Here is a 13,917-nt window from a genome sequence, read left to right as displayed (position 1 = left end):
ATGATTCGTGTTCCTGTAAAATACTTTTTGGTTTCGCCCTACAGTTCGGTACTTAGATACCAGCAAACACTGTTTGACAAAGCCGTTGCTACCAAAGAAACAGGAGGCGAACCACAACCTACACTCATTATTTGCCAACACCATCCCGTTTACACATTGGGCAAAAGCGGCAAGCGCGAAAACCTGCTTACCAATCCCGAAACTATTGGTGCTGAATATGTAGAAATAAACCGCGGAGGCGATATTACATTTCACGGGCCGGGACAAATGGTGGTGTATCCCATTTGGGATTTAGATACATTGCAAATAGGTGTAGCACAATACGTATTCAACTTAGAACAAACTGTTATTGAAACGCTTCACCATTTTGGCATAGAAGCTGCCCGCAGCCAAGGCGAACCTGGCGTATGGGTGGATAATGCAAAAATTGCAGCCATTGGAATTAAAATAAGCAGACACATTACCATGCACGGCATGGCACTTAACATCAACACAGATTTATCGTACTTTAAACATATTGTTCCCTGTGGCATTAGTAACAAAGAAGTTACCAGTATGGCGCAAATTGCAGGCAACAATTTTAATGTTATAGAGGTGGTAAACATCTTTAAACAAACATTTGAAAAGGTATTTAAGGTAACTTTGGCATAAATGAAAAGCCGAAAAGAATTTTTGAAACAATCGCTGCTGCTAAGTGCCGCAGTGCCATTAGCTGCAAATGCCTTTAAAGAAAACCTATCAGTAAACTTCTCTGAAGAAAACGAAGCCACTTTTTGGCAGCAAATACGCAACCAGTTTACACTTTCTTCTGACATAATAAATTTAAACAACGGTGCCGTAAGTCCGCAACCAATAAGCGTACAAGATGCACACATAAAGAACTACCGATACAGCAACCTTGCACCATCGTATTTTATGTGGCAAAAATTAGATGAACAACGTGAACCGCTCAGAAAAAGAATAGCAGATTTTTGCGGTGTGCTTCCCGATGAAATTGCCTTTAACCGCAACACAACCGAAGGATTAAATACCATAATTTTCGGACTCGATTTAAAGGCTGGCGATGAAGTAGTGGTTTCAAGATTCGATTATCCGTTTATGTTAAATGCGTGGAAACAACGTGTTGTAAAAGACGGCATTAAACTCAACTGGGTAACACTCAATTTTCCTGAAGAAAATGAAAACGCCTTAGTAGAAAAATATGTTTCGCAAATAACGCCACGCACAAAAATTGTGCATCTCACGCATGTAATAAACTGGACCGGCCAAGTAATTCCTGTTGCTCGCATTGCAGCCATAGCTAAGCAAAAAGGCTGCGAGGTAATAGTAGATGGTGCGCATTCCTTTGCGCAATTAGATTTTAAAATTAGCGATTTAAACTGCGATTATTTTGCAGCATCCTTTCACAAATGGATGTGTGCTCCCTTTGGTACCGGCTTGTTATACATCAAGCAAGAAAAGATAAAAAATGTTTGGCCGTTGCTTTCTTCATACGATCCAAAAGGAGATAACATACGAAAGTTTGAAACCCTTGGCACACGTTCCTTTGCAGCAGAAATGGCTATTCTTGCCGCCTTAGATTTTCACCTTTCTATTGGCAGCACAAGAAAAGAAAACCGATTGCGCACACTAAAAAACTATTGGGCAGCGCAACTTCAAAACATACCTAACTTCAAGTTGCTTACTTCATTAAAAGAAGAATATAGTTGCGGCTTAGCCACATTTGAAGTGCTGCATAAAAAGGCAGAAGATATTGTGGCGCACTTATTGGAAAAGAGTAAAATTCACGCTTCGGCTGTGGTGCAAGAAGGCTTAAACGGAGTGCGCATTACACCACATATTTACACTTCATTCAGTGAGTTAGACTTACTGGTAGAAACGCTTCGCTCCATAAAATAATTTACAGCTGCGGCAAACCAAGCATAGCGCGAGTTTCTGCAATGCTTGCAGGCTCTGAACCCAACATACGGGTAAGTTGCGCTGCAGCATCTACTAACTCGCCATTGCTTCTAGCCATATCGCCATTGGGCAAGTAAAAGTTATCTTCTAAACCCACTCTAAAATTGCCTCCAACACTCAATGCAACTGCTGCCAAAGCCCATTGCTTTCTACTTACAGTAATTACCTGCCAATGTGCACCTTGCGGCACAGAGGCAATTTGGTGCATTAAGTTTTGCGTAGTAGCAGGAATACCGCCCATTACACCCATTACAAAACTCATTACATACGGTTTTTGCAATAAGCCCATATCTATAAATGGCTTAGCATTATTTATATGCCCGTTATCGAAAATTTCCATCTCGGGAACAGTGCCTGCTTCTTTCATTCTTTCAAGAAAAAATTGGATATCGGCAAATGGGTTTTGAAATACAAAATCATGATAAAACTGCTTGGCTTTAGTGGAGTAAATGCCATAGTTCATACTGCCCATATTCAAAGCTGCCATCTCCGGCTTTAGTGCAGTAACATGGTGAATTCTTTCGCTTTTAGAAATACCGATTGCCCCGGTGGAATAATTTAAAATTGCATTGGGCACACGCTTGCGCACCTCCTCTCCTATTTGCTTGTAGGTTGCTATATCGTAAGCCGGCAGCCCATCACTTTTACGCGCATGAATATGCAAAATTGCAGCTCCAGCATTGGTGGCTCGCAATGCCTCTTCTGCTATTTCTTCGGGTGTGTATGGAATATATGGGCATTGATTTCTATTAGCCAACACACCTGTAAGTGCTGCAGTAATAACTGTTTTCATTTCGTATAAATTATGGTTTACAAAATTCTCTGTTTGAGTACACCTATTTCCAAATGGGTTTGCGTTTTTCTTTAAATGCTGCCAAGCCTTCCACTGCATTTTCTGTTTGCAACAATTCTCCTAGCATGGTTTTCATTGCTGCATGCTCTTCGGGCGAAGCACTCTTTTTTATGCGCTCATACGCTGCAATTCCCATACTCATGGCATTAGGTGAATTTTGCTTCAATTCATCAATAAGTGCATTTAGTGCTGTTTCCATTTCACCGGGCGCTACTACTTGAGTTACCAAACCTAAATTGGCGGCCTGCTCTACCGGAAGATTATAGCCGCGCACACACCAATCGAGTACTTTACGGGCAGGCATTACTTCCATAAGTGCTGCCATTACTTGAAATGGGTACAAGCCTCTTTTTACTTCTGGCAATCCGAATTTTAACCCACTGTTTGCTAATACAAATCGCACTCCGCACAGCAACAAAAAGCCTCCGGCATACACATCGCCTTCTACTTTTGCAATACTTGGTTTGTGCAGCGATGTAAATATTTCGCCTATTACAATATCGCGCAGCGGTGCAGGAATGCTGGATGCAGCATTAAGTTCGCTTCCTGCAAATGCCTTTAAATCTGCTCCGGCACAAAACACATTGCCTTCTGCCTGCAATACCACCATCCAAACACTTGCTGTATGCTGTGCGTAGGCCATTGCAAATGCCAACTCGTTCAGCAACTGAGGGCTAAGCGCATTCTTACGTGCAGGATTATTGAGTCCCACATACAGTATGTTGTTTTCTTCCTTTACTTTTAAAAATGCGAACTGCTGGTGGTGCAATTTTTCGGTTTGCGTATTTGTATAAAACATGTGTTTGTGTTTAGCATAACAAACCTATTATCTTTTTTATACGATACAACCAAAAATAGCAATACGCTACTTTGAATCTTTGTTTAAATCTCGCTTTTTCTTTTCGGCAATGGCAGAAGCAAACCATCCAAACTCATGTACAAATCTTTTGAATCCTGCTTTCTGAAAATCTTCCTTCAGGGTGCCATCTTCGGCAAAAGCATTGTGTACCAACGGAACTATCAACTTAACAGGCATAGGAAAAGCACCCAACGATAAAACCAACTGCTGCATTTCGGAAGAAGCGTTTATACCACCCATTCTTCCGGTTGAAACACTTGCCACACCAATAGGTTTACGAAAAAATTCCGTTGAAAAATAATCTAAAAAATTTTTGAGTGCCCCACTAAAACTTCCATGATATTCTGGTGAAACAAAAACCATAGCATCGGCACCATGCAACGCTTGCTGTATAATTTCTATTCCCGGAACGGGCTGCTGTATTTTACCAAATTGCTCTTCGGCTACCGGCAAATTATAGGCGGCTATGTCCAAAACTTTTGTGTGCTGATATCCCGCTTCAATCAATTGATTTCCTAACTCTACGGCTACTTTATGCGTTTGCCTTCCGGTGCGCACACTGCCCGAAATAATAAGAATATTCATACTGTGCCATCTTTCTTTTTACGCGGAAACCATTTCACTTCTTCCACTTGTAAATCGTATGCCATTTTGCGCCCCAGCACAAATAAATAATCCGATAATCGGTTTAGATATTTAATAGCCAAAGGAGCAATTTCGTTTTGTGAATTTAGTGCTACCACTAAGCGCTCTGCTCTGCGGCAAACAGTTCGTGCAATATGGCAATAGCTTACATGCACATGCCCGCCCGGCAACACAAAATGCGTAATGGGTGGCAAAACTTTATCCATATTATCTATGGCAGTTTCTAACAGCACCACATCATCTTCGTATAAATCCGGCACTGCTTTGAGTGCATTGCTATCCGGTGCGCTGGCAAGGGTTGCGCCAATGGTAAATAGGCGATCTTGCACTTCTTTTAGAATATCTAATTGCTCTTTATTGGTTTGCACATCGCGTACTAATCCAATAAATGAATTTAGTTCATCTACTGTACCGTAGGCTTCTATTCTAAGGTTGCTTTTTAGCAGGCGTTTGCCGCCAAACAATGATGTTTCGCCAATATCGCCCGTTTTAGTATAAATTTTCATACCCGTATTTAATACAATTAAAAGTAGCTATAGTCTGCTGATTATTGCCCTGAATGTGCAAATGCTTTTTGTGGGATATTAGCCTCATCAGACTCAATTAGTCCATCGCGCAAACGCATAATTCGCTTGGCATGTTTTGCAATATCTTCTTCGTGCGTAACCAAAATAACAGTATTGCCTTTGCTGTTTATTTCCTCAAAAATATTCATAATTTCGTAACTGGTTTTGGTATCTAAATTACCAGTAGGTTCATCGGCAAGAATAATAGAAGGATTATTTACCAAAGCTCTGGCAATAGCCACTCTTTGCCTTTGCCCTCCCGAAAGTTGATTGGGCTTATGATCCATACGTTCTTTTAAGCCTACCAATTCCATTACGTACTCGCTGCGCTGTGTACGTTCTGCAGCACTCATTCCGGCATATACCAACGGCAATGCCACATTTTCAAGCGAACTTAATCGCGGCAGTAAATTAAATGTTTGAAATACGAATCCTATTTCTTTATTGCGAATATATGCCAGCTCATCGTCTTCCATTTTGCTTACCTCTTTTCCGTTTAAGAGATATGAGCCGGAAGTTGGTGTATCTAAGCATCCCAAGATATTCATTAGGGTTGATTTGCCCGAACCGGAAGGTCCCATTAATGCTACATATTCATTGCGTTGAATGCTAAGCGACACATCTTTGAGCGCAGCAATTAGCTGGTCGCCCATGATGTACTTTTTGCTTATGTTTTTGATGGCTATAACTTCCGAATTCATAGCAAATGTGTTTTTACAAAAATGGAGTTTTTACCACTTTAGTTTTTAAGAGTTTATCGCGTACTTCTAAGAATACTTCGGTACCAACATCAGCATATTTTGCTTGTACATAAGCCATACCAATTGGTTTATTCAACGAAGGTGAATGAGTGCCGGAAGTAACAGTGCCAACGGTTTCACCTGCTGCATTCTTCAACAAATAATGCTGGCGAGGTATCCCTCCTTTATCTAACACTTCAAATCCAACAAGTTTCTTTTCTACGCCTTTTTCTTTTAATTCCTTATGATATGTATCATTTACAAAATGCTTGCTGAATTTGGTAATCCAACCCAAGCCTGCTTCTATGGGCGAAGTAGTATCGTTTATATCGTTTCCATACAAGCAAAAGCCTTTTTCTAAACGTAAGGTATCGCGGCAACCTAAGCCACATGGTAAAATACCGAACTCTTTCCCTGCTTCAAATATAGCATCCCACAATTTTTTTGCATCCTTATTCCAAACGTATAATTCAAAACCGCCAGCTCCGGTATAGCCTGTGCAGCTAATGATTACATCTTCTACTCCTGCTACTTTTCCAACCTCAAAACTGTAGTAAGAAATTTCGGAAAGGTTTACATCCGTTAGTTGTTGAATGACGTGAATGGCATTAGGTCCTTGTACCGCAAACAAGCTAAGATTGTCGGAAATATTTTCCATCTCCACTCCAAAAGTATTGTGCTGCTGAATCCAGTTCCAGTCCTTCTCAATATTAGAAGCATTTACTACTAAATAGTATTCGTTGGCGTTCTTGCGGTACACCAGTAAATCGTCCACAATACCGCCTTCATTATTAGTCATACAGCTATACTGCACCTTTCCGTCTGCTAATTTAGCAGCATCGTTGGTGCTAATAAGTTGAATAAGGTCTAAAGCCTTTTCACCACGCAAAATAAATTCTCCCATGTGGCTAACATCAAAAACGCCTACACTATTGCGAACTTGGTTATGCTCTGCCACCAATCCGCTGTAAGTTACAGGCATATTGTAGCCTGCAAATGGAACCATTTTTGCACCTAGTGCAATATGTGTATCTGTAAGTATGGTTGTTTTCATAATTAGTATTTGAAGTGCGAATGTAAAATCATTTTTCTCACTGTATTGTTAGCGCAGCTTTAATCTTTGCAGTTGCGTTAGGTCCCTCGCTAAACAATAGGTCCAATACACTTAAATTGGGTAAAAATCCGGTGCGGTCGCCAAAACATTGAAAATATTCCGGTGCCTCAAAATGGATATTGCCCGGCAGCGTTTCGTTCAAAGATTTAAAGTAACTACGTAAATCTAATACCCCTGTGCCATATTCTTTTTCATAAGTAGAAGTAAAGGCGTTTGGCTTTTCTACTTTAAAAAAAGAACAAACAAGTTCCAATAACTGCCTGTTGAAGTCGTATAAAAATTCAAACTCCTTATGATAAAATGGTGCTAATCTATCTTCGTAATATTCAAAATATACGCTGCGCCTATATGCACTGCAAAGGGTTTGCCAATGTATTTTTTGCCAACGTTTATCGTTGGCTATTCTTGTATCTTTAAATAATTGACGATGGCTTTTTCCTCCCTCAACCGGAATAGAAAGTTTCAACAAACCATTGGTTCCTGCTACTTCGCACCTATTACGAAAAGTACTTTTTACGAAATTTTCTTGCGCTTCTATTTCTATGTGTGCTGCATTTAACCAAACACTCCAAAATGAAATGGGCGGCAAATAACAACACGGAACAATTACATTTTCTTGTATCACTTCTAACTTATTTACTTGGCGGTGGCAATATACATAGTATTACAAAACAAATTTCAGCTGCCATGTGCACATCTAAGAAATTGCAACTTCACACAAAATAGTAGGCAGCAGCCATTCATTTTTATGCTTATTGAAACCAGTTGTACACATAGTTTTAAATGCACTTCACGCCATCATTACAAAAATTGTAACTTGCAAACATGTCATCTTTACTTATACAAAATATTGCTTCACTGGAAGTAGTTCTATCACCGGAGCAAACAATGCTCAAGGGGGCAGCCATGAACAACTATAAGAGTATAGAAAATGCATTCTTACTAGTTGAAAATGGTACTATTGCTGCATTTGGCGAGCAAAGAAACGCCCCCGAAAGAGCCGATAAAATTATAGATGCTACCGATAGATTGGTGCTACCCGGCTGGTGCGATTCGCACACACATTTAGTATTTGCCAGCAGTAGAGAAAACGAATTTGTAGATAAAATAAAAGGACTGAGTTATGAACAAATTGCTGCCAATGGCGGTGGCATTCTAAACTCTGCCAAGCGACTAAACAACACTTCGGAAGAAGCGCTCTTTGATAGCGCTTTACTTCGCTTACACGAAATTGCTGCCTTGGGCACCACCTCTGTAGAAATAAAAAGCGGCTATGGTTTAAGCGTAGAAGGCGAGCTAAAAATGCTAAAAGTTATTAGAAGGCTGAAAGAACACACCCAACTGAATATTAAAGCAACCTTTTTAGGTGCGCACGCATTTCCCGAAGAATACAAGCAAGATAGAGAACGCTATGTGCAACTCATTGTAAATAGCATGATACCCACGATTGCCAACGAAGGACTTGCCGATTTTATTGATGTGTTTTGCGACAAAGGTTTCTTTACACCACAACAAACAGCCACCATTTTAGAAGCAGGTTTAAAATACAACTTAGTTCCCAAACTACATGCAAACGAACTAGGCGAAACAGGCGGCATAGAAACAGGTGTACACTACCAAGCCCGATCCGTAGATCACTTAGAGCACACTTCTGCTGCTCACATCGCACTTTTGAAGAATAGCAACACCATGCCAACTTTGCTACCATCTACGGCATTTTTTTTACGCCTGCCTTACGCACCTGCCCGCCAAATGATAGACGAGGGATTGCCCATTGCATTAGCCACCGATTTTAACCCCGGCTCCTCACCCAGCGGCAATATGCCCTTTGTGCTATCATTAGCATGCATACAAATGAAAATGCTGCCAAAAGAAGCAATTGCAGCCGCCACCATAAACGGAGCTTATGCTATGCAAACAGAGAGCAAACACGGAAGCATAACCATAGGAAAAAAGGCAGATTTAATTATTACTAAACCCATCGAAAGCATTGCTGCCATACCTTACTTTTTTGGCGGTAACTGCATAGCACACACTATTGTAAATGGAAATATTTTGTAACTAAAAACACATTCTATTATGGGAGAAATACAAAACGGCACTGTAAAACACATTGGCAAAATGCAATTGGAAGTGCACCAAAACGGACACACATTTCTAGTAGATGCAGCCGAAGAGGTTGGAGGCGAAAATAAAGGAGTACGTCCTAAAGCGCTTATTCTATCAGCTTTAGGAGGATGCACAGCCATGGACATCATTTCATTACTAAACAAAATGAAAGTTGAGTTTTCTAATTTCTCGGTTTCTACCGATGGTGAACTAACCGATGAGCATCCTAAAATTTACAACAAGGTTTATTTGAAATACTCTATAAAATTGGCCAACGAAAGCGATAAAGAAAAAATGCAAAAAGCAGTAAACCTATCGCAAGAGAAGTACTGTGGTGTAGGTGCCATGGTGCGCAGTTTTGCCGATTTAAAAATCGAAATAGAATACTTGTAAGTATTACAACATTCTGGTATAGTACTTCATAAATTTATCGGGCACCTCATCGTTGCATGCCATTTGGTAATCGGCATAAGTGCAAGGAACCAGTAATTGTTCGCGCGAGTATTTAGTATTCTTAAAAGGCAGCTCCATCCACCATCTATCGGTAAGGTTACTTTTCCAAAAAACAATTTCGTGATCGGTAACACCCAAGTTTACTTTAAAGCACAAGTAGTTTGAATTTTCTACAGGTATATCATTCTTTCTACAGTAGTAACCTTCCATAAAATACCACACTGCATGCGCGTATAATTGAGCACTTTGCTGGTTAATATCATAATGTGGATTCATGCCATAAAAACCAATAGAACTAACGCGGTCGCTCATACCTGCATAGCGTGTAATTTGGCAAAGTTCTTCGCCATAAAAACCGTGTGGTGATGCTTGTGCATGTGCAGGAGCATCGCTCATACGCACACAGCTAATATCAATAGAAACCATATCGGCATCGCGCACAATTGGTTCTGCCAATTCAATATTGCTTTGCATCATACCCAAACGAAAACAATCGAAACCCAAGCTCTCCAAGGTATCTACGGCATTTGGATCGTTCATATAACTTTGATGCCCCAACTGGCTGTAATTAAAAAGAATATTAGGCTGGTGCATCAGCAAGTGCATTAAAAATGAAGAAGCACTCAAAGGCGCATCGGGCGTAGCTCCCATATCTATACGTGCATCAATATTGGCTACGTTTATCATACCTTGCAAATCTTGGTATCCCAAAAATTGACCGAAAGAAATATCGTGGCTTCCACCCAAGATAATTGGCACTACTTTGTGTGTAATGCATTTCAACACTACCGATGCCAATGCAAAGTATGTATCGCGGGCTGTTTCTCCAGCAATAATATTGCCTAAGTCTATTACCTTAAATTGATTCTTTGAAGGAATGAACAACTTTAAAAGTTGCTTTCTTACTTCGTTTGGAGCGCCCGCACAGCCTTCGTTTTCAACATCGCCTCTGCCATCGGTTACGCCAACTATTGCCATGTTGAACTCCTGCAAATCAATTGCCTCTCCGGTAAAGTATTTTATATGATTTCCAATTTGGTTCAATTGAAATTGTTCATCGCCAACTATTAATTCTACATCGGCAGGAGAAAGAAATTCGTAAAACATGTGCGCTAATTTTATGGGTTTGAAGATAGAGCAGATAGCTGCGCCCTTACGCTTTTAGCACACTTTTTTTTCCATTAAAAACAAGTTGGTTTCTGCTTTTTCGTACAGTAGTAAAACAGTAGCACCTATATGCACATCGCACTTCCTATGGCAACAAAAGACGGTTAATGCTACGCACCAACGGTGGTCCGCTGTATATAAAACCGGTATAAAGCTGCACCAATGCAGCTCCGGCATCTAATTTTTCTTTGGCATCGTTGGCACTCATAATACCACCAACACCAATCACCGGAATTTCAACACCCGCTTCTTTAAGTGCCGCCTGCAACGTTTTAATTACAGCAGTAGAAGCATTGGTTAATGGTTTTCCGCTCAAGCCACCTGCTCCAATTTTTTCTACTTCAGCTTCTGGCATTACCAAGCCTGAGCGGCTAATGGTAGTGTTGGTTGCCACTATTCCGCTTAACTGTGTTTCTTTAGCCACTGCGGCAACATCTTTAATTTGGCTTTCATTTAAATCGGGTGCAATCTTAAGCAACAATGGCTTGGGAGTGGTTTTTCCCGCATTTATATGCTGCAAACTTGCCAGTATTTTAGTGAGCGATTCTTTGTCTTGCAAAGCGCGCAACCCCGGTGTGTTAGGCGAACTTACATTCACCACAAAATAATCAGCAGTATCAAATAAAGTATTGAAACAAATTTCGTAATCGCGATGCGCCTCTTCGTTTGGTGTTAGCTTGTTTTTACCAATATTGGCACCTACAATTATTTTTGTTTTGCGCCTACTTAATCGTGCTGCGGCAAGGTCTGCACCCACATTATTAAAGCCCATTCTGTTTATAAGTGCCTTATCTTCTACCAAGCGAAATAAACGAGGTTTTTCATTGCCGGGCTGCGGCTTGGGAGTTACAGTACCAATTTCCACAAAACCAAAGCCTAATGCAGCCATTTCATCTATTACTTCTGCATTTTTATCTAAGCCCGCAGCCAAGCCAACCGGATTGGCAAACTGCAAGCCAAACACCTCGCGCTGAAGTGAATTTTCAACTATTGGCTTGCCGAAAAACCAGTGTAGCATTTCCGGATTCCGCTTAAATAGTTGCAACATTTGAATGGTAAAATGGTGTGCCTTTTCGGCATCCATGTTGAATAGAAAATGTCTTAAAATTTCGTACATAATTTATCGGTAAGTGTAGGTTTTTTCTTTACACCAAATTTTTGTTTCGTATGGTTGTAGCGAGTAGGTAACTACCTCGTTGTACAAGTTAAATTTCTGTACAATTTGGTCGCTTACTGCAACTTCTTTTCCATAGTAAACGCCCTTTAAACGACCGTTAATATCTTTGTAAACCAGGATATCGTTGTCTATCTCCCACTCGGTTGGAATGTAGCGTTCAACCCAAATATTATTGCCATTGTAATAGCAATAAAGGTTTCTTCCATTATCGGCATACACTACCATATTCTCTTTTACTTCAATGGTGGATGGTTCATAATTGAGCAATACTTTTTCTTCATTATTCTCCCAAACACTCAATTCGTTTAGCCTAGAAACAAACACAAATTTACGTTCGCACGGAAACACTTTCTTTACATTGTTTATATTGGTTTCATACAAATTTCCTTCAAAGAAAAACTTCCAGTTGCTTTGGTAATCGAGATAACAAACTATATCTCTATTTACATAAAACTCTTCGGGCACATACGTTTCGAGCACTTGTAATTTACCTTTGTAAAACACTTTGAAATTTCCCGAAATATCGGTGTATGCAAATACATTATCGCCAATTTTTGCACCATCGGAATTCATGTTTAGATCATCTATTTTTTTCACCGATCCGTTGTAAAAAACGTTGGTTTCTCTAAATGGATTTGTCCAAACAACTAAGCTATCGCTTACCCAAAGCCTATCGGTATCTTCTCTAAATTGAAATTCTATTTGCTTCAATTCATTCTCCCACAGCACCTTTATGCTGTTTATATTTCGGAATACAAATAGATTATCGGTTACAAAATAGTTGGGCACAATAGCAGAAGCATTATAGCCCTTGCCCTGGTAGTAAATCTTTAAGCGATCGTTCTGTGGAATGTATGCCAACACCTTCTTACCCACCTTAAAACTGCGGAAAGGTTGTGGCTCTATTTTATAGGTTTGCCCATCGTCAAACACATACTGTATATTGTTGAAATCGCTATATGGCGCAATAAACTGCGCTTGTGCCATTCCAACCATCGCCACAAAAAAAACTATGCCTATTACTCTACTTAAAAAATTGCTTTGCATGACTAAATATTTTTTGGGTGCCTCCGCTATTTTTCTCAATGAATTGAAGTGCAATAGCTTCAACAGATTTCAACTTACTGCTATCTTCCAACATTTCCATTACTGCTGCTAATGCTACTGCATTTGAAATTGAAAATATTGCTCCGGCACGGATAAGTTCAATGCATTCTAAACTTTTATGAAAATTAGTTCCCACCACCACCGGTTTGCCATATACCGCTGCCTCTAAAACATTGTGCACGCCTGCGCCAAAACCTCCCCCCACATAGCAAACCTGCGCATAGCGATATAAGTGCGAAAGCATTCCTATATTATCAATAATCAATACCTTCTTGCTTGCATCGGCATCACAAAATTTACTGTAAAAAGCAACTTGCGCTTGTTGTGCTGCAAACAAACTTTCTGTTGCCAACAAATTACTTTCTGTAATTTGATGAGGAGCCACAATAACTTTTACATCACTACTTTGTTGCAGTGCTGCGGCAATTATTTTTTCATCGTCTAACCATGTGCTACCCGCCACCAACACCCGCTTGTTTCCTTGCAAAAATCGCTCAATTATTTCATTGGAAAATGATTGCTGAGCAATGGCTTTTACTCTATCGAATCTGGTATCTTCTACAACTTCACTTTCTATCCTAATTGTATCTAACAACTTTTTAGAATTGCTATCTTGTACCAATACATAAGAAAAAAAAGTAAGCATTCTTTTGTGTAAAGCACCATATGCTTTAAAGAAAACTTGATTAGGCAAAAACCTTGCAGCAAATAGCACTGTAGGCACTTTAGCTGCTTGCAACTCGCTCAAGTAATGAAAAAAGAAATCGTACTTTGTCCAAAAAACCAAGGTTGGCTGTAGCTGACCTAACAGCCATTGTGCATTGCTTCGAGTATCGTGCGGAAGGTAGAATATTAGATCTGCCACCTGCTTATTCTTAGTTGGCTCCAAACCCGATGGCGAAAAAAAGCTCAAATAGATATAACAATCGGGCACTTCACGTTTTACCATTTCTATGAGTGGGCGCGCTTGCTCAAACTCTCCCAGCGAACTGCAATGAAACCAAATGCGATTCTTACACGAGCAAGTACTTAACCGCTGCTGTGTTTCCTTTCTGCCTTGTAACCACTGCTTTGCCTTGGGCATAAATGGAGCAACTAAAACTGCTGCTATGTAGTAAAGCAACAGCACAAAATCATAAACAGCAATGTAGAATAATAACAAGTTGTG

The 13,917-nt window shown here is 40.1% G+C and carries 15 protein-coding genes; 4 read left to right on the top strand and 11 right to left on the bottom strand.

What is annotated here, in order from left to right:
• Together lipB and KF872_11815 are read left to right on the top strand one after the other, a co-directional pair.
• The gene (gene lipB, locus KF872_11820) at nucleotides 1-651 is read left to right on the top strand and encodes a lipoyl(octanoyl) transferase LipB (GenBank protein MBX2904229.1); all 651 of its coding nucleotides are present in this window, start codon (nucleotides 1-3) and stop codon (nucleotides 649-651) included.
• A complete protein-coding gene (locus KF872_11815) occupies nucleotides 652-1,899 on the top strand; it encodes an aminotransferase class V-fold PLP-dependent enzyme (GenBank protein ID MBX2904228.1) in 1,248 nt (415 codons plus the stop codon). It abuts the gene before it with no gap.
• A 1-nt stretch (nucleotide 1,900) separates the two neighbouring features.
• On the opposite strand, the gene KF872_11810 is transcribed toward KF872_11815, so the two are convergent.
• The 7 genes from KF872_11810 to KF872_11780 form a co-directional block, all read right to left on the bottom strand.
• Nucleotides 1,901-2,752 carry a 3-keto-5-aminohexanoate cleavage protein gene (locus KF872_11810; protein MBX2904227.1) on the bottom strand — a complete coding sequence of 284 codons (852 nt, stop codon included), beginning with the start codon at nucleotides 2,750-2,752 and terminating at the stop codon, nucleotides 1,901-1,903.
• Nucleotides 2,753-2,795: 43 nt separating this feature from the next.
• Entirely contained in the window at nucleotides 2,796-3,611 is an 816-nt protein-coding gene (locus KF872_11805; protein MBX2904226.1) for an enoyl-CoA hydratase/isomerase family protein, read from the bottom strand.
• 66 nt (nucleotides 3,612-3,677) lie between these two features.
• Nucleotides 3,678-4,256, bottom strand: coding sequence for an NAD(P)H-dependent oxidoreductase (locus KF872_11800; GenBank protein ID MBX2904225.1), 579 nt, complete (start codon nucleotides 4,254-4,256; stop codon nucleotides 3,678-3,680).
• Nucleotides 4,253-4,822: a cob(I)yrinic acid a,c-diamide adenosyltransferase gene (locus KF872_11795; GenBank protein ID MBX2904224.1), complete on the bottom strand. Its 570-nt coding sequence runs from the start codon at nucleotides 4,820-4,822 to the stop codon at nucleotides 4,253-4,255. Before KF872_11795 ends, KF872_11800 begins: the two co-directional genes overlap by 4 nt.
• Before the next feature lie 41 nt (nucleotides 4,823-4,863).
• Complete coding sequence (locus KF872_11790) at nucleotides 4,864-5,583, bottom strand: ABC transporter ATP-binding protein (GenBank protein ID MBX2904223.1); 720 nt, start codon at nucleotides 5,581-5,583, stop codon at nucleotides 4,864-4,866.
• Between the two features lie 13 nt (nucleotides 5,584-5,596).
• Nucleotides 5,597-6,676, bottom strand: a complete 1,080-nt coding sequence (gene gcvT, locus KF872_11785; protein MBX2904222.1) for a glycine cleavage system aminomethyltransferase GcvT — start codon at nucleotides 6,674-6,676, stop codon at nucleotides 5,597-5,599.
• Between the two features lie 37 nt (nucleotides 6,677-6,713).
• Nucleotides 6,714-7,361: a WbqC family protein gene (locus tag KF872_11780; protein MBX2904221.1), complete on the bottom strand. Its 648-nt coding sequence runs from the start codon at nucleotides 7,359-7,361 to the stop codon at nucleotides 6,714-6,716.
• Nucleotides 7,362-7,561: 200 nt separating this feature from the next.
• On the opposite strand from KF872_11780, the gene hutI reads away from it, so the two are divergent.
• Nucleotides 7,562-8,797 (top strand): imidazolonepropionase, encoded by a 1,236-nt coding sequence (hutI, locus tag KF872_11775; GenBank protein MBX2904220.1) that lies wholly within the window; start codon nucleotides 7,562-7,564, stop codon nucleotides 8,795-8,797.
• An 18-nt stretch (nucleotides 8,798-8,815) separates the two neighbouring features.
• Complete coding sequence (locus KF872_11770; protein ID MBX2904219.1) at nucleotides 8,816-9,238, top strand: OsmC family protein; 423 nt, start codon at nucleotides 8,816-8,818, stop codon at nucleotides 9,236-9,238.
• 3 nt (nucleotides 9,239-9,241) lie between these two features.
• Here KF872_11770 and KF872_11765 read toward each other — a convergent pair whose 3' ends face one another.
• The 4 genes from KF872_11765 to KF872_11750 all read right to left on the bottom strand — a co-directional run bounded on the left by KF872_11765 (nucleotide 9,242) and on the right by KF872_11750 (nucleotide 13,911).
• Complete coding sequence (locus KF872_11765) at nucleotides 9,242-10,405, bottom strand: formimidoylglutamase (GenBank protein MBX2904218.1); 1,164 nt, start codon at nucleotides 10,403-10,405, stop codon at nucleotides 9,242-9,244.
• A gap of 145 nt (nucleotides 10,406-10,550) precedes the next feature.
• Nucleotides 10,551-11,582, bottom strand: a complete 1,032-nt coding sequence (locus KF872_11760; protein MBX2904217.1) for a quinone-dependent dihydroorotate dehydrogenase — start codon at nucleotides 11,580-11,582, stop codon at nucleotides 10,551-10,553.
• A 3-nt stretch (nucleotides 11,583-11,585) separates the two neighbouring features.
• Nucleotides 11,586-12,689 (bottom strand): hypothetical protein, encoded by a 1,104-nt coding sequence (locus KF872_11755; GenBank protein ID MBX2904216.1) that lies wholly within the window; start codon nucleotides 12,687-12,689, stop codon nucleotides 11,586-11,588.
• Nucleotides 12,667-13,911, bottom strand: a complete 1,245-nt coding sequence (locus KF872_11750; protein MBX2904215.1) for a 3-deoxy-D-manno-octulosonic acid transferase — start codon at nucleotides 13,909-13,911, stop codon at nucleotides 12,667-12,669. Before KF872_11750 ends, KF872_11755 begins: the two co-directional genes overlap by 23 nt.
• Nucleotides 13,912-13,917: the final 6 nt, after the last annotated feature.

It is taken from the genome of Chitinophagales bacterium, from assembly GCA_019638515.1.
Classification (GTDB): Bacteria; Bacteroidota; Bacteroidia; order Chitinophagales; family LD1; genus UBA7692.
Note: the sequence above shows the minus strand (reverse complement) of the source record. Positions and strands in the feature narration are given on the sequence as shown.

Coding starts and splice junctions, on each gene's coding strand:
- KF872_11800 (MBX2904225.1), bottom strand. CDS start 4,256: ATGAATATTCTTATTATTTCGGGCAGTGTGCGCACCGGAAGGCAAACG.
- lipB (MBX2904229.1), top strand. CDS start 1: ATGATTCGTGTTCCTGTAAAATACTTTTTGGTTTCGCCCTACAGTTCG.
- KF872_11790 (MBX2904223.1), bottom strand. CDS start 5,583: ATGAATTCGGAAGTTATAGCCATCAAAAACATAAGCAAAAAGTACATC.
- KF872_11810 (MBX2904227.1), bottom strand. CDS start 2,752: ATGAAAACAGTTATTACTGCAGCACTTACAGGTGTGTTGGCTAATAGA.
- KF872_11795 (MBX2904224.1), bottom strand. CDS start 4,822: ATGAAAATTTATACTAAAACGGGCGATATTGGCGAAACATCATTGTTT.
- KF872_11755 (MBX2904216.1), bottom strand. CDS start 12,689: ATGCAAAGCAATTTTTTAAGTAGAGTAATAGGCATAGTTTTTTTTGTG.
- KF872_11805 (MBX2904226.1), bottom strand. CDS start 3,611: ATGTTTTATACAAATACGCAAACCGAAAAATTGCACCACCAGCAGTTC.
- KF872_11770 (MBX2904219.1), top strand. CDS start 8,816: ATGGGAGAAATACAAAACGGCACTGTAAAACACATTGGCAAAATGCAA.
- KF872_11815 (MBX2904228.1), top strand. CDS start 652: ATGAAAAGCCGAAAAGAATTTTTGAAACAATCGCTGCTGCTAAGTGCC.
- gcvT (MBX2904222.1), bottom strand. CDS start 6,676: ATGAAAACAACCATACTTACAGATACACATATTGCACTAGGTGCAAAA.
- KF872_11760 (MBX2904217.1), bottom strand. CDS start 11,582: ATGTACGAAATTTTAAGACATTTTCTATTCAACATGGATGCCGAAAAG.
- hutI (MBX2904220.1), top strand. CDS start 7,562: ATGTCATCTTTACTTATACAAAATATTGCTTCACTGGAAGTAGTTCTA.
- KF872_11765 (MBX2904218.1), bottom strand. CDS start 10,405: ATGTTTTACGAATTTCTTTCTCCTGCCGATGTAGAATTAATAGTTGGC.